The 21,277-nt window shown below is 57.7% G+C and carries 14 protein-coding genes and 10 pseudogenes; 20 read left to right on the top strand and 4 right to left on the bottom strand.

Annotated elements, in window-relative coordinates:
- Positions 1 to 103 precede the first annotated feature (103 nt).
- The 3 pseudogenes from NKI17_RS35320 to NKI17_RS35310 form a co-directional block, all read right to left on the bottom strand.
- A pseudogene (locus NKI17_RS35320) lies at positions 104 to 724 on the bottom strand (IS3 family transposase); the annotation flags it as partial.
- Positions 725 to 2,091: pseudogene (locus NKI17_RS35315) on the bottom strand (IS110 family RNA-guided transposase).
- A gap of 236 nt (positions 2,092 to 2,327) precedes the next feature.
- A pseudogene (locus NKI17_RS35310) lies at positions 2,328 to 2,582 on the bottom strand (transposase); the annotation flags it as partial.
- A 524-nt stretch (positions 2,583 to 3,106) separates the two neighbouring features.
- On the opposite strand from NKI17_RS35310, the gene NKI17_RS35305 reads away from it, so the two are divergent.
- The 18 genes and pseudogenes from NKI17_RS35305 (at position 3,107) to NKI17_RS35220 (ending at position 19,804) form a co-directional block, all read left to right on the top strand.
- Complete coding sequence (locus tag NKI17_RS35305; RefSeq protein ID WP_352873165.1) at positions 3,107 to 4,318, top strand: lytic transglycosylase domain-containing protein; 1,212 nt, start codon at positions 3,107 to 3,109, stop codon at positions 4,316 to 4,318.
- Between the two features lie 70 nt (positions 4,319 to 4,388).
- Positions 4,389 to 4,709 (top strand): TrbC/VirB2 family protein, encoded by a 321-nt coding sequence (locus tag NKI17_RS35300; protein ID WP_352873164.1) that lies wholly within the window; start codon positions 4,389 to 4,391, stop codon positions 4,707 to 4,709.
- 68 nt (positions 4,710 to 4,777) lie between these two features.
- The gene (locus NKI17_RS35295; protein WP_352873176.1) at positions 4,778 to 5,062 is read left to right on the top strand and encodes a VirB3 family type IV secretion system protein; all 285 of its coding nucleotides are present in this window, start codon (positions 4,778 to 4,780) and stop codon (positions 5,060 to 5,062) included.
- Complete coding sequence (locus tag NKI17_RS35290; RefSeq protein WP_352907735.1) at positions 5,055 to 7,403, top strand: VirB4 family type IV secretion/conjugal transfer ATPase; 2,349 nt, start codon at positions 5,055 to 5,057, stop codon at positions 7,401 to 7,403. Before NKI17_RS35295 ends, NKI17_RS35290 begins: the two co-directional genes overlap by 8 nt.
- A gap of 130 nt (positions 7,404 to 7,533) precedes the next feature.
- A complete protein-coding gene (locus NKI17_RS35285) occupies positions 7,534 to 8,355 on the top strand; it encodes a type IV secretion system protein (RefSeq protein ID WP_352873161.1) in 822 nt (273 codons plus the stop codon).
- Between the two features lie 114 nt (positions 8,356 to 8,469).
- The gene (locus NKI17_RS35280; RefSeq protein WP_352873175.1) at positions 8,470 to 9,528 is read left to right on the top strand and encodes a type IV secretion system protein; all 1,059 of its coding nucleotides are present in this window, start codon (positions 8,470 to 8,472) and stop codon (positions 9,526 to 9,528) included.
- 41 nt (positions 9,529 to 9,569) lie between these two features.
- Complete coding sequence (locus NKI17_RS35275) at positions 9,570 to 10,241, top strand: VirB8 family type IV secretion system protein (protein WP_352873160.1); 672 nt, start codon at positions 9,570 to 9,572, stop codon at positions 10,239 to 10,241.
- Between the two features lie 24 nt (positions 10,242 to 10,265).
- The gene (locus NKI17_RS35270; RefSeq protein ID WP_352907733.1) at positions 10,266 to 11,024 is read left to right on the top strand and encodes a TrbG/VirB9 family P-type conjugative transfer protein; all 759 of its coding nucleotides are present in this window, start codon (positions 10,266 to 10,268) and stop codon (positions 11,022 to 11,024) included.
- Positions 11,014 to 12,429 carry a TrbI/VirB10 family protein gene (locus tag NKI17_RS35265; RefSeq protein ID WP_352907732.1) on the top strand — a complete coding sequence of 472 codons (1,416 nt, stop codon included), beginning with the start codon at positions 11,014 to 11,016 and terminating at the stop codon, positions 12,427 to 12,429. Before NKI17_RS35270 ends, NKI17_RS35265 begins: the two co-directional genes overlap by 11 nt.
- Before the next feature lie 44 nt (positions 12,430 to 12,473).
- Positions 12,474 to 13,421, top strand: coding sequence for a P-type DNA transfer ATPase VirB11 (virB11, locus tag NKI17_RS35260; RefSeq protein WP_352873156.1), 948 nt, complete (start codon positions 12,474 to 12,476; stop codon positions 13,419 to 13,421).
- A 143-nt stretch (positions 13,422 to 13,564) separates the two neighbouring features.
- Positions 13,565 to 14,470, top strand: a pseudogene (locus NKI17_RS35255) (transposase); the annotation flags it as partial.
- Positions 14,471 to 14,552: 82 nt separating this feature from the next.
- Positions 14,553 to 15,717: pseudogene (locus tag NKI17_RS35250) on the top strand (IS110 family RNA-guided transposase).
- Between the two features lie 323 nt (positions 15,718 to 16,040).
- A pseudogene (locus tag NKI17_RS35245) lies at positions 16,041 to 16,481 on the top strand (transposase); the annotation flags it as partial.
- 527 nt (positions 16,482 to 17,008) lie between these two features.
- A pseudogene (locus tag NKI17_RS35240) lies at positions 17,009 to 17,599 on the top strand (Mu transposase domain-containing protein); the annotation flags it as partial.
- Positions 17,599 to 18,108: pseudogene (locus NKI17_RS35235) on the top strand (ATP-binding protein); the annotation flags it as partial. The pseudogenes NKI17_RS35240 and NKI17_RS35235, both read left to right, overlap by 1 nt.
- On the top strand, positions 18,005 to 18,412 hold the full coding sequence (locus NKI17_RS35230) for an IS66 family transposase (RefSeq protein WP_502894715.1): 408 nt from the start codon (positions 18,005 to 18,007) through the stop codon (positions 18,410 to 18,412). The pseudogene NKI17_RS35235 and the gene NKI17_RS35230, both read left to right, overlap by 104 nt.
- 57 nt (positions 18,413 to 18,469) lie before the next feature.
- On the top strand, positions 18,470 to 18,856 hold the full coding sequence (locus NKI17_RS35225) for an IS1096 element passenger TnpR family protein (RefSeq protein ID WP_352907730.1): 387 nt from the start codon (positions 18,470 to 18,472) through the stop codon (positions 18,854 to 18,856).
- A 219-nt stretch (positions 18,857 to 19,075) separates the two neighbouring features.
- Complete coding sequence (locus NKI17_RS35220; protein ID WP_352907729.1) at positions 19,076 to 19,804, top strand: winged helix-turn-helix domain-containing protein; 729 nt, start codon at positions 19,076 to 19,078, stop codon at positions 19,802 to 19,804.
- A 108-nt stretch (positions 19,805 to 19,912) separates the two neighbouring features.
- Here the strand turns inward: NKI17_RS35220 and NKI17_RS35215 are convergent.
- Positions 19,913 to 20,083: pseudogene (locus NKI17_RS35215) on the bottom strand (transposase); the annotation flags it as partial.
- Between the two features lie 124 nt (positions 20,084 to 20,207).
- Between NKI17_RS35215 and NKI17_RS35210 the strand changes: the two are divergent.
- Positions 20,208 to 20,345, top strand: a complete 138-nt coding sequence (locus NKI17_RS35210) for a hypothetical protein (protein WP_352873414.1) — start codon at positions 20,208 to 20,210, stop codon at positions 20,343 to 20,345.
- A 206-nt stretch (positions 20,346 to 20,551) separates the two neighbouring features.
- Positions 20,552 to 20,989: pseudogene (locus tag NKI17_RS35205) on the top strand (transposase); the annotation flags it as partial.
- Positions 20,990 to 21,277 lie beyond the last annotated feature (288 nt).

Raw genomic sequence — 21,277 nt, 5'->3', positions numbered from 1 at the left:
GGCGAGGACAATTTATGCCGCGTAGAGCGTTCCGATTTCCGTCTTCCTGTAGCCATAAACACCTCCTGGTATGAGGGTGTTGCGACGACCGGTTGAATCCGCCTTGCGATCCCTGGTCGGAGTGGTGCAGCAGGCTGTCGGGCCTGCCTCGGCGCCAGATCGCCATGATGAGGGCGTCGGTGACGAGCTGGGCCGTCATCTCTGCCTTCATCGCCCACCCGACGACACGACGGGAGAACAGATCGACGACGGCGGCAACGTAGAGCCATCCTTCGGCGGTCCAGATATAAGTGAAGTCCGCGATCCACTTCTGGTTCGGTGCAGCGGCCTCGAAGCTGCGATCGAGGAGGTTGGCCGACACCGCCGCTCGCTCTCCGGTGTCCTTTGGCAGTCCGCGCCGGCGTGGACGTGCCCGGAGGCCGTTCTCCCGCATCAGCCGTTCGATGCGATGCAGGCCGCAGGAAAGCCCCTCTACCAGAACGTCGTGCCAGACGCGCCGGGCGCCGTAGGTGCGGTAGCTGCTCTTGAAGCTTCGGTCGATCCTGGACACGAGGATCTCGTCATGCCGGGAGCGAACGCTGGGGCTGCGGTTGAGCCAGGCATGAAAGCCTGAGCGGGACACATCCAGCGCGTCGCATAGCCATGCCACCGGCCAGATGTTCCGGTGCCTCGCGATGAAAGCGAACTTCACGTCACTTCCCTCGCGAAGTAGGCTGCGGCCTTCCTAAGAAACAGCCGCCTCAGTGTCGCATGGAACAGCTTGCAAAACGAAGCCCAGCGATTTGGCGCGCCGCTTCAGATTGGCGAGGACACGGCTGCGATATTGTTCCTCATAGTGATCGGCGCCCGGATCCCTGTAGGTCATGCCGTGCCTGAGGGTGTTGTAGAACAGGACCGCAATTTTGCGGGCGGTCGCCGTCACGGCCTTCGCCTTGCCCGCACGAGAGGACAGCCGACGATAGAATGCTCCGAGCGCCGTATCGCTCCGCCCGTTAGTCGTGGCCGCCAACCGCAACAGCGCTGCTGCCCGGCTGGATGATCTCCGCGTGCGTGAAGAGAGCACCTTGCCGCCGGAGATTTTGTTCCCCGGCGCGAGACACAGCCAGGAGGTAAAGTGCTTGGCGCTCGGCCAAGCTCTCAGATCCGTGCCGCACTCGCCGATAAGCTTCAACGCGAGTGACGGACCCAATCCATGGATCTCGGTCAGATCAACGCCAAGCACGCCGTATAGAGCGGTCCTCACATCGAACGATGGTGTATTGACCTGCTTGGTCTTCACCCGCGGCCTGGAGAGCTTGCCGACCGGCTTGGTCCCTTTGTCAGTCAGCGCCGCTATCAAGGATTCCAGCTTGCGATCGCAGTCGAGCATCTTGGCCTGATAGGTGTCGTAAAGCTCCAGCGACTGGGTCAGGGCGAAGACATGTTCGTCCCGGTCGTTGCCCACCAGGGCAGCGCGGATCGTCTCGATAGAGGAATGGCAGCGCACATCGCGGTAGGTCGCCAATACATCGGGATTGCGCTCGCCCGCTACAATCGCCCGGATGATCCGCATACCGGTCGCGCCGGTGATGTCGGAGACAACGTGGTGAAGTTGCAGATTCATCTCCATCAGGGCCTTCTGCATGTGCTGGATATGGGCGGCTGCGTATTCCACTAGCCGCTCTCGCTGACGCAGATAGGCGCGCAGAGTTGCGATCTCGGCATCAGGACGGAAACTCCGCGTAACAATCCGTAGGAATGGAGCTGGCGGAGCCACGCGGCATCGCTGACATCTGTTTTGCGCCCAGGCACATTCTTGGCGTAACGCGCATTGACCAGAATGACCTCGAACCCGTGCTGCTCAAGAATCTCATAGGCCGGGATCCAATAGACCCCGGTGGATTCCATCGCGACACTGGTCACGCCGCACGCTTTGAACCAGCCCGCCAGATCATGCAGGTCTTGCGTGAATGTGCCAAACGCTCGCACTGGCGTATCAGTGCAGCCCGGGTCGACCGCTGCCATGTGCATTTTTGATCCGATGTCAATGCCAGCGGCACCAGCATTGACCGGCTTCAATTCCGGGCGGTCACCGGTCTTCCTTTTGGGCATAGCAAATCCTCCACACGATTGTCGGCAGGAGGGTCTGGGCTATGCTAAATCTTCATCTTCCTAATCGGGATCACCGCAGGAACGGCGTCACCACTCTCAAGTTCGCATGCACCCATGGACCACGTTTTTTAACGGGGACTGTGCCTCCAATAAGCTGACGGCCGCTACCCTCCGAGATCCGAGAATAGCATGGCCTGTTTCTACCGCGCACAGGCGGGCCATGGCCCGTGACAGTTTTTTAGGATGTCGCGCTCCGCCTTGAGCTTCGCCACTTCGCGTCGCAGCTTGTCGATCTCGAGCTGCTCCGGCTTCATTTGGCCGTGGCCGGGAAACGCATGCTGCGGATCGGCCGACAGATCACGTATCCATTTGCGCAGCACATTCTCGTGGAGATCGAGGTCGCGGGCAGCCTGGGCCACCGCAACGCCCCGATCCTTGATCAACCTCACCGCCTCAAGCTTGAACTCGCGGCTGAACTTCCTTCTTTGCATTCCAACTCTCCAGTTCCGTTAAACACCTTATCTCGGTGTCCACGAAACCGGCAGCAGGCCACGGCGCCGGGCAGCCGCATGATGGGGTCAGGAGAGCGAGGCGTCTCAAATCTGTTGAGAGACCTTGGGAGAATCTATCCAGGATCTAGCCTGCCAACGAGATCGCCTTGCCCATCGTCCCCACGGGAACGATCCGGATCACCCTCTCGGGTAAATCACTGTTTGTATGTTCCAGACCTTAGCGCGCGAATACATTGCGCGCGATGCCACCGCGAGGAGCAACTCGGCCGACGGGCTGTTTAAACTGCCGATCTGTATGGCACGCGATGTACTATTGGCCTACCCGGCGCCAAATACTACCGACGAAATATAAGTCAAAACTACAAATGAAACTTATTAATATTGGACACATCTGCAAAAGAATGGCAAACAAAAACCAACGAATAACAAAATCACCAAAATCACATCTGTCCTTACATTCTGACCGTAATCAAATACCAATATAGCATGCTAAAGAATATCAAATGTATTCCATTGCACATAGAGTGTCGAACGGTAGAAAGTTGCTCGCGAAGGTGGTGGTCGGGGTATCGGCGCAAGCCATTGTCATAATTGGGCAAGGCGATGTCGCCGCCAATGCTGAGATATTTGAGCAAAGTCACAACGGAGAGCTCATCGAAGTAAGAAGAGACGCCACCCGCCCCGCTGCGCCGCACGAAAGGCCGCATTTGGCGCAGTTCAATTTCGATGCTGAACCCGAAGCTGTCCCGGCCGAGCGGGGCGAGGCTCCGGTCTCCTACGGGAGTCTGAAGGATCTGTCGCTGACTGCGGACACGGCAATCGCCAGCGAGACAAATTCTGTACTGGAATTCACAGGCGCACCGACCGATGAAGCTGTTGAAGCCGCCTTCATTCATCCCCCCTCCATGTCATCGGAACGTGCGACCAAACCCGCGCGAAGACTTCTATCGAGGCGGCTCGGCTTGCTCTCTCTTCCCAAGGCGCGCAGCATGGCGAAAGACCTCACCTATGACCAGACCAAAATGTACTGGCTTGCCGCGGATTTTGGACGGCAATTTGCCTGGAGGCCAGGCGTACGCAAATCAAGCTTGGGCCAAGCAATGTTTGTTGATCTCTTCACTGCGATGATTCAGCGAGAGAGCAACTTCAACCCTCGCGCGGTTTCGTTGGCTGGTGCTGTCGGGCTGGGCCAGCTGATGCCGCGTACCGCGTTGGATCTTGATGTCAAGAACCCTTTCTCGGCGCGGCAAAATCTCAGGGGCGCCGCCACATACTTGACAGAAATGCTCGATGAGTTCGGCTCCTCTGAACTTGCCCTCGCTGCCTATAACGCTGGGCCTGCAGCTGTGCGCAAGCATGGCGGCATTCCGCCCTATCGGGAGACCCGGCAATATGTGTCGGACATCCTCCACGCCGTCAGTGTCGAGCCGCACAATATCACGGTTCAAATCGCAAGAGCGGGCAAGGATGCGCCGCCCCACCTGCTTTCCCTAGTGACAGATGCCGATGAGGGCCCCGGCGACAATGCCGCGGCGCAACGCATTTTTCAGACTGTCTTGCAGCCGCCTACTCCGGCCAGAAAGAGCTCGGTCGTTAGCCCGTTAAAGGCAAAAAAAGATATCAAAAAGGATCAAAGCACAAACCAAGATCGCGTTTTAGGAGAATTCCAAGAGCGCCCAAAGTGCATCATTAAAGGTTTCTGTATAGCGAAGTAGGAAATACAAATCCGCGGAAAGGAATAATAGAATGCCAATGCCAAAGTGTAGAAGAAATGAGTTCATAGAAATGTCTGCCGGAAAACTTAAAAGTCTAACCAAGAGCGTTTGGCGGAGTTTGCCCGCAGCGTCTGCGGCAGCTTTATTGACGGTTATTTTTGTTAGCCCGAGTGCTGCTCAGGATTTCAATGGTGTGACAACATTCCTTCAGACAATTGTGGAAGCGATAACCGGGCCAATCGGCGTTTCAATCTCTGCCTTGGCCGTCATCGCCGTTGGCTTCTCTTTTATGACCGGTCGCATGGACTGGACCTTCGCAGTCTCAATCATCATGGGCATTGCAATCGTGTTTGGCGGTGCAAGTTTCGTCCAGGGCCTAGCGGCACACTAATTCGGTTCGGCGCGGATGCCGTCTTTATCTAAGACCGCAAATTACCTCGCGAGCCTTTCAGAGGAGTACTGACCATTCAACGTACAACGCTTTTCATAGGCTTGACGCGCGAAGTCGCCTTTGCGGGACTGCCGGTCATGTATCTGGTTGTCCTCATAGGCGTCGTAATGCTCGGCTTCATTATCACCAAATCGTTCATCTATCTGATGATCGTGGGAAGTGTTGGCTACGCCGCTTTGCGTACCCTAGCCGCCTATGATCCAAAGATCATCGACGTTTTCATCGCAACCGTGCAAAGCACGCGCATGAGTCCGGCACTGTTGAAGGGCGAAGGCCTAGTATATCATGCTTAAGTCACTTGCCAATTGGGCGATGCAGCGATCCGCTCACGAACGCGAACAACTTGCAGTCAATCTGCCATATGTCAGCATTGTGGACGATGGCACCCTCATGTTACGCGATGGCGATCTAATGGCCGCTTTTGCTGCCGAAGGGGTCAATGCTGACACGATCGATAGCCGGGATACGATGGAGTTGAGTAACGCATTCTCACGCTTCATTGCACAGCAACGCGGTGACGTTGGATATTATGTTCATCGCATCTCTGCTGAAACTCGACCCACGATGCGGCCGATCAAAGGAGATCCTTTCAACGAGGAGATTGATCAGCGCTGGCGAAATTACCTTGAGACTATTGGGCTGCGCGATCGCGTTACGATGGTCACTATTGTGATCCGACCGCCGAAGAGGCTGGCCCAACTACTCAATATGTTTGGCAACAAGGATGTTTACAGTCGCGAAGAGGTCACTGCGCGCGCAGTTCGCCTCGATCAGATGATTAACACCTGCATGGTTAATGTAAGTTTGGCAAAGCCTCGTCGGCTAACCGTCTCGGATGGTGAGTGGCTTGGTTTGTTGCGTACCGCGATTGACGGATCAAGTGGGCGACTCATTGCTGGCGAGAAGTTCGTCCCCGTCGCTGACCTCTTGGCGAGTTCGACGGTCACGTTCCGAGGCAAGGTCTTCGAATGCGACAACCCCAACCCAGGGCTCAAACGCTATGGAACCATCATATCGGTAAAGGACTACCCTACCGAAACTTATCCCGGCATCTTCGACAGGCTTAGCCTGCCTTACGATACCGTGGTTTCGCACAGCTTCACGCCGATCGACAATATTGCCGCCCAAGCTAAAATCGCTCGTGTGCGCAAGCGGATGAAGGCGGCGGAGGATGCGGCTATCTCTTTGATGGCGCAACTGGAAGAGGCCGAGGACGATATTGCATCCGGCCGCGTCGCCTTTGGCGACCACCATTGCAGCATCGCCGTATTTTGCGAGACTCATGAGGAGCTTGAGGCAGCCATGGCTTACGTCACGCGCGCCATGCAAGACGCGGGTTCTGCAATTGTTCGCGAGAATTTCTCTGCCCGCGCCGTTTATTTCGCTCAACATCCGGGTAATTTCAGCTATCGCACACGAGCGGAAATGATCTCCTCCCAGAATTTTGCAGAACTTTGCGCCATGCATGGCTTGCCGAAAGGCAATCCACCGGAGCTATGTCCTTGGGGCGACTGCGTAACAATATTGCCCACAGCACGCGGCGAGACGTTCCGCTTCAGCTTCCATTTGCCGGGCAAGCCAGGTCAGCGCACGGTCGGCCATACGCTTGTGCTTGGCCAAACCGGGTCTGGCAAGACGCTTGGTACTGCTTTTCTGCTCAGTCAGGCCCATCGGCTTGGCGCTCGGATCATAGTCTTTGACAAGGACAATGGTTTCGAGATGGCGGTCCGTGCCATGGGCGGAACCTACTCCTCCGTGCGTATGGGGCAGGAAACGGGCTTCAACCCTATGCGAGCCGAGGCAGATAGCCGCGGTGCGGCCTGGTTGTCCGATTGGCTTTCCGCATTGGCTGACAACGAGGGCGGACGGCTAAATCCGTTGCAACTTCAAGCGCTCCATGATGCCGCTCAGGCAAACGCAACGGCTGACCTCTGCCTACAGAATTTCGCGCAGTTCCGCAGCCAGCTGCGTGCGACTGACGATGATGGTGACCTTTATAACCGACTTGGCCGCTGGGACGAGACCGGTCAATTCGGCTGGCTGTTTGGGGGTAAGAGTATCGATCCGCTCGCTTTCGATAGTCGGATCACTGCTTTTGACCTCACGGAAATTTTCGACAACGACACCATCCGCACCGCGTGGCTGAGCTATGTCTTTCGACGCGTGGAACGGCTCGTAGAAGACGACGCTCCAACATTACTGGTTCTTGATGAAGCCTGGAAGCTGCTCGACGACTCATATTTTCAACTGCGGCTGAAGGATTGGATGCTAACGATGCGCAAGAAAAATGTTGCGGTCGTTCTCCTGACTCAACGTGTGTCCCACGTGGCCAACAGCGCTGCGGGCGATGCCATACTGGAGAGCGCCGTCACGCGTCTCGTATACCCAAGTTCCTACAACACTGAAGCCGAACTCGCGCCGCTCAATCTGACGCCAACGGAAAGCGCTTTCCTTCGGATAAGCAACGTGGACAACCACTTGGTGCTGTTGAAATCGGGCGGCGACAGCGTGGTTCTTGATTTCGCGCTCGGAGCGATCGGTAAGGGTGTCGAGATCTTGGGGGGTGGGCGAGGGGGGAAAGCGCACGCAGGATGGCGTGATAGGCCAAACTTTCAAATGGAAATGCTGCAATGAAGATCCCTCTTATTTTTCTCACAATGATCCTCGCCCCCCTTATTGGCTGCCAAGCCGTTCCCGCAGTGCGCAAGAACAATTGTGTCTGTGCCTGGGAAACACTTGAGCTCCAAGCCGAAGGAGTCGTGTCATGAGAGCTTTCCAGTCTGTCATTGTGTCTGGTATTTTGCTTGCAGCCGCGGGCTCGCTCGTGCGGGAGGCCAGGGCCCAGGAAAGCCAGATCACGCCTGCTCCCCTGCCTTCTATTGGAGCGCTCTCCCGCGCTCCGGATGGCGCCCAGGTAACCTTCGACAAGAACGCTGTCGAGTTGCTGACGTACGTGGTAGAAATTTGCCGGCTGTTAGGCGGTGGTATGAACCAGCTTGTAGCATCCGCGCGGACAGCAGAGCATCTGCTAATTGAGAGCCGAGACCTGGGCCAAGCGCAGCTTGCTTCCATTTCAGGCCCGAAGCACTTCCCGGTGAACAATGGCAAGGCTGACGTCGCGGCCCGTGAAGGAGGGCCGGGTTTGCGGGAAATGGTTGACGATGCTTTGAATGGCCGCGGAAGTGGCCCCGGGGGCATTCAGGCGGCCCTTACCGAATTTCGAGCTCGCTATCGCTTGGATCAGGCATTTGCGCTGCACAACGATCAACGCCTCAGTAAGCTCATCATCGCTAATGGATCGGCTCAGGGCGCAGTCGTTGCCTCTACTGCGGAGGAATCCTACAAGCGTGCCAACGCCAGCATGGGCAGGATCAATGGCTATATCGCCGCGCTCGAAGCCAGCAGCGACTTAAAAAGCAGCGTTGACATCAACACACGCGTGATGGTCGAAATCGCGCAGCAACTCAATGAAACACTGCGGACCCAAGCGGCGATCGCATCGCTGGCAGGATCGTACTTCATGGCACTAGGTGCCGACTCCGCCGAGCCGGCCGCCATCCGCGATCTTCTCGATTTTAACAGGTGATACGCTGTGGGAGTGATTTCAAACATTACTCGTACACTCGACAAGACGCTTGTCGACTATGCGCAAGTAGTTTTTCAGGGTGTTGCTGAGCCGATTAGAGACTTGCTCGGCGCCATGGCGTTAGTCTCATTGTTGCTTATCGCGGTAAATCACATAATTCAATTCAGAACTATAAATTACTCGATGTACCTACATTGGGCTCTGCGGTATATACTAATATATTCATTTGCAACAATGTGGGTGAACTTTGAAGGTATTTATTCAATGCTTATTGATGTGCCAAATAGTTACGCAAGCATTATGATGCATGCGGCAAAAATGCCAATCAAGGACGTTGATCCCGCTTTTCTCGATCCTGAGCGGATATCGGACACATATTCAGCGATGGATGAGTTCGCCCATGCGGTCCTTCACCTATCTGGTAAATACATAAACAATGTTTCGATCTGGAACGTTGGCAAGTCACTTCGGAACGTTTTTATTGGCGTCTTGTTCCTGATCGTTGGCGGTTTCTTTACCGCCGCGTGCGCGATTATTGTAATGATTGCCAAAATTGGGTTCGCCGTGTCGATCAGCCTGGCGCCTCTGGCTATCATCATGCTGATGATGCCTCAAACGAGTCAGTATTTCGAGAGTTGGACCCGCTTCACGATTGGCTTCGTGGTCGTCCCGCTGCTGACCGCGACCCTTATGGCTATTGTGCTGTATATCGCCGCTGAAGTCTATGGATCCCGCGGTAATGATTTCGGGTTCATTTTTATCCTGATGGCGGCGACGGTTCTCCTGTTCATGATCCCGACCATGGCAAGTTCCCTGGCCTCTGTATCGGTCGCGGCTGTAGGCGCCGGTGCGGTCTTTGCCGCAACTTCCATGGCCAAGAGTGCTGCAATGAGAGTGCACGGCGGCAGCCAACGATTGCGAGACGGCGTAAGTGTGGCAAGCGCCGCACGTGAAGCTGGAGCCTCGCCGGCGTCGGCAGCATGGTCGGCGATCAGTGCAATGCGCCAAAGCGCCTATATCCGGCAGCAGCGTCGCGATGAGCGCCTTGCTCGTCGCATGAGCGGCCTGTCGTCATCGAAATCGAATGTTACGAGAGATCCTCCGATGGCTCTTCCGATTCATCCTCTCGCTCAATACGGCAACCGAACCGTATCTCCCGAACAAGACCGCTGACCCGCAACGGAATCGGTAACGCAACCGAATAGGAGAGACGTGTGTCAGAACAAGCAATACAGCACACATTTGAAGACGAGGTTTTTTTTAGCCTACGCGAACAGCGCAATAACTGGGCAAAGATCGCGGTCGGTGCCACTGCCGCCAGTCTTTTGTCCCTGGTGGCTCTAATAGTCATACTGCCGCTCAAACAAACCAAGCCCTATGTAGTGATGGTAGACAAGACCACCGGCGAGGCTGAAAAGATCGTCGAGGTGCAGCCCACCTCGCTCCAAGAGCAGGAGGCTGTCCTTCAGGCGGAACTCGTTTCCTATGTCGTCGACCGGGAAACCTACGATCCAGCCGACAACAGCACCCGAATTCCTGACGTCATGGCGCGCTCATCCGACAGTGCCGCGCAAACCCTAGCGCAAACCTGGCGTTCGGAGTCAGAGCAATATCCGCCCACACTCTACGGCAAGGACGTTCGCGTGCGTGTTGTGGTCAAATCTGTCTCTCTAACCCCGAGGGGGCGCAACCCAGCGGATCTCGCGCGTGTGCGCATTACCAAATACCGTGAAGAAAAGGGGCGTGACGCAGTTGAGCGCAGTTTCGTCGCCACAATCGGCTATCAATTCAAGCCTCGACAAAGGGCTACCTTGGAGGCGGTGTGGAAAAATCCGCTTGGGTTCAACGTCTTGTTCTATCGGATCGATGCGGAAACGGCCGGCTGATATATTAACACAAAGACAAAGATAATGTTTAAACTTATATACGTGTCCTTGATATTTGCTGTGGTATCAGTAAAGTTGGCAATGGCGGAGCAGTCGGCTGTCGGTTTTTCATCAGATGTACGGATAAAACGCTACGTGTATGACGAGAATAACGTGTACAAGCTTAATCTTTACTTGAAATCAGTCACAGCTCTTCAGTTCGCTGAAGGGGAGAATGTCGAGTCCATTCTCATCGGAGATAGCGCATCCTGGGAAGTGATCAAACTGAAGAGAGGCAATGTGATCAGCCTGAAGCCTATTATCGAAAAAGCGCTCACGAATATGACAGTCTATACTGACCAGCGCGTCTATACGTTTGAGATACGTTCGGTCGGTCAGATAAGCGCAGGGATGGCGGCAGGCGCCGACCAGGCATTCCGAACCGTCTTCACCTATCCTCATGAGCTCAAGACATTGGGCAATAGCCGTGCCGCAGTCGCTCCAGCAAATCACGGCTACATGGTTTCGGGTGATGCGCGGTTTCGCCCGCTGACCGTGACAGACAATACATTGCAGACGACTTTCGTCCTGCCCAAGGGCGCCCCCCAACCGGCAATTTTTAAGGTTGGTCATGACCGCGAGGAAATGCTGGTCAATTCGCGCAGTCAAGGCGATCGCATCATCGTCGACGGAACCAGCGACTACTGGATGATGAGAATCGGCGATGACACTGTCTGCGTGGGCAAAGCAAGCGCTGTGCACTCGGCAAAACCACGGTGGAGAGGGTTGAGACATGACAGATAACTCGCCTGACATCGGCCATCGACAGGATCCCAGCGGAGCAGAGACAGCGGCGGACGCGCCTGTCGATCCTGAACGAGAAAAACTGCTTAAAAGACGCCGAGCCCGGCAAACGGGTAAATTTAAGCGCGGCAGAGGCCGTGAGCTCTTTGTTGCCGCCGCGCTGCTCGCCGGCGCCATAGCGTTCGGGACGGCGCTCGGCCCGATGCAAATGGGGGCGATTCTCGGATTGCACGATGACGATGAGCAGAAGACGTCGCAGGTTGATCTGGAAGTTGATCGCATTACCAAGGACAGCTCAAGACTTGATTTTTCTGTTCCTGAGGCGCAACCAAAAGCGATCGAGCCAAAGATTGACGAGATAGACAAGAGATTCGATGAACTAAGAAATAAAATCGACCAAGTAGTCAGCGACGAGAACCAGTCTAAGATGTCAGTCGCCGACGTCCAAGAATTGCTTGAACGCTTTAGCAAGCAAATGGTGCAGAGTCTTCGGCGGGAGCGGGATAAGGTAGAGGTGGAAAATGCACGTTTGCGGGAGGAAGCCTTGCGATTGGAAAAAGAGCGCAAACGCTCCGATGAGGCTGCTAAGCTCAACGCTGAAAGTCATCGACAATTCCAAGAGATCGACATCAAGCAAAGGGAATCGAATGGTGTTGTCATGGATGAGTCCAGGGCGCGCTTCCCGTCAGTCGATGGTGTCCCACAACTTCCCCAAGATCGGGGTGCGAACGACCGGTCTCTTGCAGCTGGTACCGCCTCCGAAGCAGCAACCTCTGTGTCTCGCACTCTCCCTGATCCGTCGCGTGTGGTCGCCCAGGGCACGATGATCTCCGCGGTACTTGAAACCGCTATCAATACGGAACTGCCGGGAAATATTCGCGCGCATGTTATCGAACCGGTATTCTCCTTCGACGGATCTCGCATTCTGCTGCCGGCAGGGACAAGATTGGTTGGCACCTTCGGGAACAGAGACGATATTGAGCAAGAGCGCGTGTTGATCGGATGGGATCGTGCCCTCACTCCCGATGGCAAGTCGATCGCGCTCGGCTCCACAGGTACGGACCTGCTTGGTCGCGCCGGCACCGAAGGAAACGTGGATAACCGCTACGCCAAGAAGATAGGTGCGGCTGTCCTCATCAGCACCATCAGCGCATTACCTTCTATCATTCCCACTATGACAGGCAGCAGCAAATCCTCAAGAGATGGTGGTGCGACGATCACTGTTGACGGTGGGGGAATGGGTGACACCAATCGGGATGGCCAAGTCACGTCTAATGTTGCCAGAACACTCAGCGACCAAGGTGAGGGTATCTTGAACAAATACCTCTCCCTACCTCCCATCCTTCGTGTCCCGCAGGGCGAGGAAATTCGCGTCTTTGTCAATCGAGATCTCATTATTCGATGAATGATCACCAGTTTAAAAGTAGCATCTCATACGTGGAACAGTACTTGAGCCCCCTCAAAGACCATCTAGTAGATGGTAGTATCAATGAGTTGGCGATCAATCCTAATGGCTCCATCTTTGTTGAGGATGCCGATTCGGTATACATGCGTGAGATCGGCGTGACCTTGCCGCCCCAGGCCATTAAGCGGCTTGGAGCACAGTTAGCCGGAGAGACCCGCAACACGCTTGGTGCACTCCATCCGATTGTGTCAGGCCGCGTTATGGTTTGGGGGAACCCGCAGCGCGTGCAGGTGGTCGTCGAACCGGCAATCGAACAAGGCGTATCGCTGTCGATTCGAAAATATCTGGCGCGGACTTCGGAAAGCGCAGATATCGACTACGTCGACGGACGACAGATCATGGTGGATGCTATTCGGCACGAACGCCATCGGGTAATCGCCGATGCGGCCAAGGCTGGCGACCTGAAGAGTGTGTTCCGACAGGCCGTTGACGAAAAATTCAATGTTCTGATTTCGGGCGGAACGTCGTCTGGCAAGACTACGGTGGCGCGCGCTCTACTGGCGATGGCAAACCCCGCCGAGCGGATCATCACCATAGAGGATGCGCAGGAGCTTCATCCAGCCCACAAGAACCAAGTTGGACTAATCGCCGACCGTAAGGGGGAATCCGCTCGCAGCCCATCGAAACTTCTGGAGAGCTGTTTGCGAATGCGTCCCGACCGGATCATTCTCGGTGAAATCCGCGGCATTGAGGCTTATGACTTTCTTGAGGCGATTAATACCGGCCACCCCGGCGCGATAACAACTATACACGCCGATAGCCCTGAACTTGCTTTCGACAGACTGGCGCTCATGGTGATGCGCTCTGGTGTGCAGATGTCACATGGCGAGATAATCAAATATGCGAAAAAGACGATCGATTTGGTCATTCAGGTCGGCCGCCGCAACGGTAAGCGCGGTGTGCTGGAAATCAAACCTGCCTTCGCAGACTAGGCTAGTGTCCGTCCATAAACGGCAAACTATTGAAATTGCTTGAGGAATCGGAGTTTTCCGCAGGAAAGCTCCGGCGGTTTCAGATACACTTTGGCATCATACCACTGATTCCAAGGCGTTTTCTGCCACCCCCGGAGCCGACAATGCGCCAAGAACGCACCGTCCAAGTCAGTGTATTCGATCTTTTCGCCGGACACGAGATCGGCCGTGAGCTGAAGGGCATGTCCGATTGGCTGGACGAGCAGCGTCACCTGACCGGGCTGGTGGCCGCCGACCTGCGCCGGCACGGGGTCAACGAGACCGGCCGCGAGGGCCTGCCGGCGGAGGCGGTGCTGCGCTGCGCGCTGCTCAAGCAGCATCGCCAGCTCAGCTACCAGGAACTGGCTTTCCACCTGGAGGACTCCGCCTCGTTCCGGGCGTTTGCCCGGCTGCCATGGGGATGGAGCCCGAAGAAGTCGGTCCTGCACAAGACGATCAGCGCGATCCGGGCCTCGACCTGGGAAGACATCAACGAGGTGCTGCTTTCGAGCGCCCACCACGAGAAGCTGGAAAGCGGCAGGGTGATACGTGTGGACAGCACCGTCACCGCAGCCCTCATCCACGAGCCGAGCAACAGCAGCCTGTTGTGGGACGCCGTACGGGTGATGGTTCGCCTGCTGCGGCAGGCGGATAAATTGGGCAGCGGCGCGCTTTCCTGGCACGATCACTGCCGCGCGGCCAAGAAGCGGGTGCGGGCGATCCAATACACCTGCGGCCGCCCGAAACGGGTTCAACTCTATCGCGAATTGCTCGGCATCACCCGCACGACGCTGGGCTATCTCCGACAGGCGGCGGAGCGGCTGACCCCGGCGGCTGATCTGGACATTATTGTCTGGCAGGAGCAACTGCGCCACTATCGACCGCTGATCGAGCAGATCATCGCCCAGACCGAGCGGCGGGTGCTGGCCGGCGAGGCGGTGCCGGCCGCCGAGAAGCTGGTCAGCCTGTTCGAACCGCATGCCGACATCATCGTCAAGGGCGGCCGCGATGTCCATTATGGCCACAAGATCCTATGAGGAGGGTGGATAGCGACCTGCGCTGTGGCAAAGGTGAGGTTGCTAAACCCTAGACACCCTACCTTGGAGGCCGAGCATGCCCGTTGCAGCACACCGACCCGATGCGTTGACCGCCATCCGCACTGATCTTGGCGCAATTTTCGTCTCGTTGGAACTCAGCCGCTCGAAATGGCTGATCACCTCGCTGTCGCCGGGCGCTGGCGAGAAGATGTCGAAACACGCAGTGGCGGCCGGCGACGTGGTCGGCATGCTGGCGCGGTTTGCCGAGCTCAACCGGAAGGCCGAGGCGCGGACCGGGAAATGCTTTCCGATCATAGTCGTCCAAGAAGCAGGGCTCGACGGCTTTTGGATCCACGGGGTGCTGCAGGCCGAAGGAATCGAAAGCCACGTCGTCGATCCGGCCTCGATTGCCACCTCACGCCGGCGGCGTCAGGCAAAGACCGACAAGATCGACGGCGAGGCGCTGGTGCGCGCGCTGCTCGCCTATAAGAGGGGCGAGCCGCGCGTCTGCGCCATGCTGCGGGTGCCCACCCCCGAGGAAGAGGACCGCCGCCGCCTCTCGCGTGAGCGCAAGGCCTTGACGAACGAGCGGACCCGCCATGTCAACCGCATCAAAGGCCTGCTGTTTGCACAGGGTGTCTCCGGCTACGAGCCGTTGCGGCGCGATCGGCGCAGGTGCCTTGAGGCGCTGAAGACCGGCGACGGGCATCCGCTGCCGGACCATCTGAAGCAGCAGATTGATCGCGAACTCGAACGGCTGGAGCTGCTGATGGAACAGATCAAGGCGGTCGAGGCCGAGCGCGACGCCATGCTTGCGACCGAGCAGAGTGCCTCGCCAGCCCCGGCCATGCTGCTCGACCTGAAGGGCATCGGGCAGGAGTTTGCCGCCGTGCTGTGGACGGAGGGCCTGTCGCGGCACTACGACAACCGACGACAGCTGGCCGCCTACGCCGGCCTGCCGGGCGACCCCCTGGCAAAGCGGCTCCGTCTCACACGACCAGGGCGTTTCGAAATCCGGCAATCCAAGGCTGCGAACTACGCTGATCCAGCTCGCGTGGCTATGGCTGCGCCATCAATCGCAATCGGCGCTCTCCTTGTGGTTCAAGGAGCGGGTGAAGCAGAACGGCGGGCGCCTCAAGAAGGCGACGATTGTGGCGCTCGCCCGCAAGCTACTCGTGGCGCTGTGGAAATACGTCAACGCCGGCGTCGTCATCGAGGGGGCGGTCATGAAGAGCGCCTGATGCCGATTGCCGCTCACCCATGGAATGTGAACTAAGCACTTCTTCCAGGGCCTGATCAGTCCTGGCGGATCCAGGTGGACGAACCGAAGGTTGGGATGGCCTGAAATGCCCCGCCACAAGAATGGTCCCGTCCTCCTGAGCCCGTACCCGCCGCAAGCGGGATGTTGGTGCCGCTGTTTCGAGCAGCGACCGTATATAAGTTGGATTGGGCTCGGATAAACGGGCCGCGTCATGCCATCGGGCTCAGACCATGGATTCCCCAACACATCGAGAAGGTGAAGAAATGTTGCCCTGACACACCCGTTCCGTCTTTACCTTCCTCATATAAGCTCAACCTGACCACCGGCAGGAGCGGCATGGTTCTCGACCTCATCGTCGAAGCCGGCAATCCGGCCGACAGCGAGCGGTTGCTGCCGATGCTTCAGCGCCACATCGACCGATATGGCGAGCCGCCACGTCAGGCGGCCGCCGATGGCGGCTATGCCAGCCGCGCCAATCTGATCCAGGCCAAGGCTTGGGGCGTGAAGGACATGGCCTTCCACAAAAAGTGCGGCATCAAGATCGAGGACATGGTCAAGAGCCGCTGGGTGTATCGCAAGCTGCGCAACTTCCGTGCCGGCATCGAGGCCGGCGTCTCATGTTTGAAGCGCGCTTTTGGCCTGGACCGCTGCACCTGGCGCGGGCTCGACCACTTCAAGACCTATGTCTGGTCCTCGGTGGTGGCCTACAATCTCGCCCTCTTCGCCCGCCTCAAGTCGAACTGACCCGCCGCCGACTTCGCAAAAGCCTACCCGGCGCCCAGCCGGGCGGTTCACGATGGGCCAACCAGCGGACCGCGAGACCTCTACTTCTCCTCTAACGCCTCGTGCAGATAGAACCACCAAAGCAGTCAGAAATACCTCGAATCTACATGGGAGGTACAATGAATTCTTCGAAAAGTTACTGTTTATGGACGGACACTAGGCTAGTGCGCGTCCATAGTGTGCTGCAGCAAGCAGAAGGAGGTTCGAAGATGAACTGACAACATGCTGAGAAGCTGCGTGAAAGATGAGGGTAGGCCCCTCGGGATCGGCTTTCAGGAGCGGGTCTCAAACCAGCCCAAGCTGCTGTGGTAGAAGAGCCATGGTGGTTAGCGTTGGGTCAAAAGCCGCGGACATGATCCGGGGCAGGTAGGCATCCGAAAGATGAGCGCACGCGCAAGCGGTGCTGGAAGTACGACTGGGTTTTAGAGTTTGATATCAAGGGCCTGTTTGACAACATCTCGCACGAGCTTTTGCTCAAGGCCGTCGGCTTCGCTGCGAGAACAGCGAAGAGCGCGCCAACGGCCGGATCATTCATCTCGTCGAAGACCTGCACGGTGCGCTTCGACAACAACAAATACTCGGTGCTGTCGACGGCAGTCGGACGGCCGGTCGAGATCCAGGCCTATGCCGACCGCATCGTCATCCGCCAGGACGGCCTCATTGTCGGCGAGCACGCCCGCTCCTTCGGACGCGGCGAGACGGTTTATGATCCCTGGCACTACGTCCCGGTCCTCTCCCGAAAGCCCGGAGCGCTACGCAACGGCGCACCGTTCCGGGATTGGGTTCTGCCGTCGGCCACGGAGCAGGTCCGCCGCAAACTGAAGGACGCCGACGACGGCGACCGGCAGATGGTCGCCATCCTGGCTGCCGTGGTCTCCGACGGGATCGAGGCCGTCGAGACGGCCTGTCAGGAGGCGCTCGACCAGAACGTCTGCTCGTCGGCCGTCATCCTCAACATCCTGGCCCGCCGCCGCGATCCGGCGCCGGCGGTGACCGTGCTCACTCCGGATGCGCTACGCCTGAAGCATGAGCCGCAGGCCGACTGCGCCCGTTACGACAGCCTCAGGAGGGCAAGCTGATGGAAAGGACTCAGGTTCTCGAACTGATGGGCACCTTGAAGCTCTACGGCATGCGCGGCGCCTATGACGAGATCATGGCCACCGGGATCAAGCGTCAGCACGAGCCGCCGAGGATCGTCGGCGATCTCCTGTCGGCGGAGATTGCCGAGAAGCAGGCGCGCTCCATCAAATACCAGCTGACCGTCGCCAAGCTGCCGCTCGCCAAGGAGATCGAGGACTTCGACTTCACCGACACGCCGGTCAAGGAGGCCCTCGTCCGCGAGCTCGCCAACGGCACCTTCGTCGCCGACCAGCGCAATGCCGTGCTCATCGGCGGCACCGGAACCGGCAAGTCGCATCTGGCGATCGCCATCGCGCGCGCCCTGATCCGCAACGGTTCACGCGGCCGCTTCTTCAACCTCGTCGATCTCGTCAACCGGCTCGAGACGGAGCACCGAAACGGCAAGCAGGGACGCATCGCTGACCACCTCACTCGACTCGACTTCGTCGTCCTCGACGAACTCGGCTATCCTCGCCACCACAACATCGTGCGATCTGGCCCGCGATATCCAAAACAAGTTCAGGCGAGCTCGCGATCAACTTTTGACCTTTGCCCAATGGCCAGGAATGGTCGACGCGACGAACAACGCCTGCGAACACGCGCTGAGACCAGCCGTCGTTCAACGGAAGATCACTAACGGCTATCGCGCCATGTGGGCCGCAAAGGGCGAAGCCGACATTCGAACCGTCGTCGACACGGCTCGTTCGCGCCGGGCACGAACCCCTTCAAAATCATCCTTCAAACTGTCAGCGCCTGAAATTCGCCATGACTGAGCCCGCGACCTTGATCTTCCGAGCCTCTCTTCGGGCACGCTTTATCGGGACATCGAGGTGTCAAGTTCGAGCACGCTAGCGGATCTGGCCGAAGCCATCGTAGCGGCTTTTGGCTTCGACATGGACCACGCCTACGGCTTCTATTCAAAACTGACGGGAAAGCTGTTCGACTCGCCCCAGCGGTTCGAACTCTTCGCCGACATAGAGGGGAGCGGCTCTCGCAGCGTGAAGGGCACGCGCGTCACCACAGCCTTCCAGAAGGTGGGCTCGGCAATGACCTTCTTGTACGACTACGGTGACGAGTGGCGCTTCCGCGTTGAAGCCATTGGAACAGGGCAGGCGCAGCCCGATGCCAATTACCCGAGGATCGTCAGCCGTCACCGCGTCGCCCTCGCCGTCCGGAAATGGCGCGGAAAACTCCAACCCGATTCGAGGGACGTTTAGCGGAAGCGAACGCGAACACCAAAAGGCCACGGCACTTGCCCAACGCCTTAAGCGGCAGCGCTACGAAATCAAGTTCCTTCGGTTACAGCCGCAATCCCAAGGCCGTGCAAATTGGAGGCGGCTGCTGCACCCAAATGCGTCCAGCTAAGCAGTGAACTGCAGTTGGAAGGTTGCGGCCAAACCAGCGCCGACCAGGTGGGCGCGAGTGGAGAAAAAAGCATGAATGAAGCATGCAAGACAGTAAACGTCCTTATAGTTGACGATGATCTTGCATTTATCAAAACAGTGGAACAGCACCTGCAGAGGTGCGACATGTCAACCACTGTGGCACATACGCACGCGAAGGCGTTAGAACTACGCGAAAAGCGAGAGCCGGACGTTATCATCGCCAATTTGGGTTTTGATTGCAGTGTTGGCGCCGAAATCATGCGCAATCTCCGCGACGGCGGGAGCATACCCATCGTCGTCACTGGGAACCACCGCAGCGAGAACGATATGTTGGCCTGGCTAGAAGCCGGTGCAGACGAGTATTTGAGTAAGCCGTTGTCAATGCGGGAGCTTTCGATGCGCATCAACGCCCTTGTCAGACGGCGTTTGGTCCCCTCCCTGCAAAACCAGCCGAAGACAGAATCGGGAAGATGGTTATTCGGCGGATGGGAGCTCCGCTTGAGGACTCGACAGCTCCGTCACCCTTCGGGCAGGGCAGTACCGCTCACAAAGGGAGAATACACTCTTCTGGTTGCCTTTCTCGAGGCGGCCAATCAGCCATTGTCCCGAGAATACCTTCAACGGGCCACCCGCATTCACGAGGACATCTTCGATCGCAGCGTCGATGTTCAGGTTCTGCGCTTGCGCCGAAAGATCGAAGTGGATGCGCGTGCACCACAAATAATAAAGACCGCGCGGGGCATCGGTTATGTGTTCAGTATAGACGCCAAGCGGGCTTAGCCCTGGTTCCGGATTGCACCGGAACAGTCATAGGCGAGAGCAGCGCAAAAGCAGTTCACTCGTTGCCTCTCAGGATCAGAGTTCGTTCTGGCATTGGCGGCTTCGGGCGTCTCTGCGGGAGGCGATGGGAATGAAGGCTGAGACGACGAATCGGCCGCCTCTTGCCGGCGTGGGCGAGCACGTTCCTCATGAAGTGGACGCGCGGCACCTCTGCAACGTCGCGCACAGCACCTTGGTGACGATCGCCTTGATGCCTTGGTGGGTGTCGGAGACGACGAGTATGCGCGGCGATCTGGGAGAGACCTCGCATTGCCTCGCCTGAACTGCTCCCTAAAATACTTGTTGCCTCATCTAATTTGCTCCCGAATCAACAACTTCGGGAGCTGTGATGAGGAAGGTGAGCATGGCGACACGAGCGGAATTGGTGGCGGCGATCAGTGGACGCTATGTTTTAGGCGGGCGGGCCGAAAAGGCGAGGATGTTGGACGAATTCGTGGCCCTCACTGGCTTTCATCGCAAGCATGCGATGCGACTGCTGTGAGGAGACTGCGCGCCGGCGAAGAATGGTCCTCGGCCGGGGCGGCGGGTTACGGTGCTGAGGTGCGCGCCGCTCTCGTCGTCGTTTGGGAGGCATCGGATCGAATCTGCGGGAAGCGACTACACCCGCTCTTGCCAAGCCTGGTCGAAGCGATGGAACGCCACGGACACGGCGCTATGGATAGCGAGACCCGCCGGCAATTGTTGACGATGGGCAAGCAGGACAACTGTCAGATTGCGGTTAGCCTATCGATCGCAAATGACGCAGCCTCGCTTCCGATCGCCTGCCAATTGTATTTCCCGCAGAGCTGGGCGGAGGAGCCGGAACAACGCAAGACGGCCAAGATTCCGGCAGAGATCACGTTCCGGACCAAGCCGCAGATTGTCGAGCAGATCAGGACGGCCAAGGCCGAAGGCGTCGCGCCCGGCGTGGTTCTGGCCGACGCCGGATGTGGCGCCGACAGCGGTTTCCGCGCGGGCCTGTCCGAGCTCGGCCTGACCTATGTTGTCGGCGTTCAGCCCACACTCAGCGTCTGGCGCTCAGGCGAGAGCCCGCTGCCGCCCAAGCCCTGGAGCGGAAGAGGTCGGCCGCCGTCTCGAGTCGGCCGTGCCGACAAATATAAGCCGATCTCGGCCAAGGCCCTGGCCGAGGAGTTCGACGCCGAGACTTTGCCGCATCGACGTCTATCACGGCATGATCCTCGTCCCTATGGGCGGCAATCTTGTCCGCAGAAACGCCCGTCCCTGATTTTCAAAACGGACTCTAAGGCAGGGTATCTGCGTAAGCAAAACCCCTGGCACGGCGATTCCATTCAGGCAATGACCGATGCGGCCGATCAGCCTCCTACAACACGACGACAGTACACCCACGGGACGGAGGTTCGCGAGCTTTTATATCCGTGGCATCCTTGGTGCGGTCAGCTCGTGCATGTCCAT

Origin of the sequence: Mesorhizobium sp. M0816 (genome assembly GCF_040320005.1) — a bacterium.
In the GTDB taxonomy this organism is placed as follows: domain Bacteria; phylum Pseudomonadota; class Alphaproteobacteria; order Rhizobiales; family Rhizobiaceae; genus Mesorhizobium.
This window is presented reverse-complemented; position numbering and strand designations above follow the sequence as displayed.

Excerpts from the sequence above, each read along its gene's own strand:
- NKI17_RS35305 (WP_352873165.1), top strand. The coding sequence starts at position 3,107 with ATGTATTCCATTGCACATAGAGTGTCGAACGGTAGAAAGTTGCTCGCG.
- NKI17_RS35300 (WP_352873164.1), top strand. The coding sequence starts at position 4,389 with ATGTCTGCCGGAAAACTTAAAAGTCTAACCAAGAGCGTTTGGCGGAGT.
- NKI17_RS35290 (WP_352907735.1), top strand. The coding sequence starts at position 5,055 with ATGCTTAAGTCACTTGCCAATTGGGCGATGCAGCGATCCGCTCACGAA.
- NKI17_RS35285 (WP_352873161.1), top strand. The coding sequence starts at position 7,534 with ATGAGAGCTTTCCAGTCTGTCATTGTGTCTGGTATTTTGCTTGCAGCC.
- NKI17_RS35280 (WP_352873175.1), top strand. The coding sequence starts at position 8,470 with ATGGCGTTAGTCTCATTGTTGCTTATCGCGGTAAATCACATAATTCAA.
- NKI17_RS35270 (WP_352907733.1), top strand. The coding sequence starts at position 10,266 with ATGTTTAAACTTATATACGTGTCCTTGATATTTGCTGTGGTATCAGTA.
- NKI17_RS35265 (WP_352907732.1), top strand. The coding sequence starts at position 11,014 with ATGACAGATAACTCGCCTGACATCGGCCATCGACAGGATCCCAGCGGA.
- NKI17_RS35220 (WP_352907729.1), top strand. The coding sequence starts at position 19,076 with ATGAATGAAGCATGCAAGACAGTAAACGTCCTTATAGTTGACGATGAT.
- NKI17_RS35210 (WP_352873414.1), top strand. The coding sequence starts at position 20,208 with ATGGCGACACGAGCGGAATTGGTGGCGGCGATCAGTGGACGCTATGTT.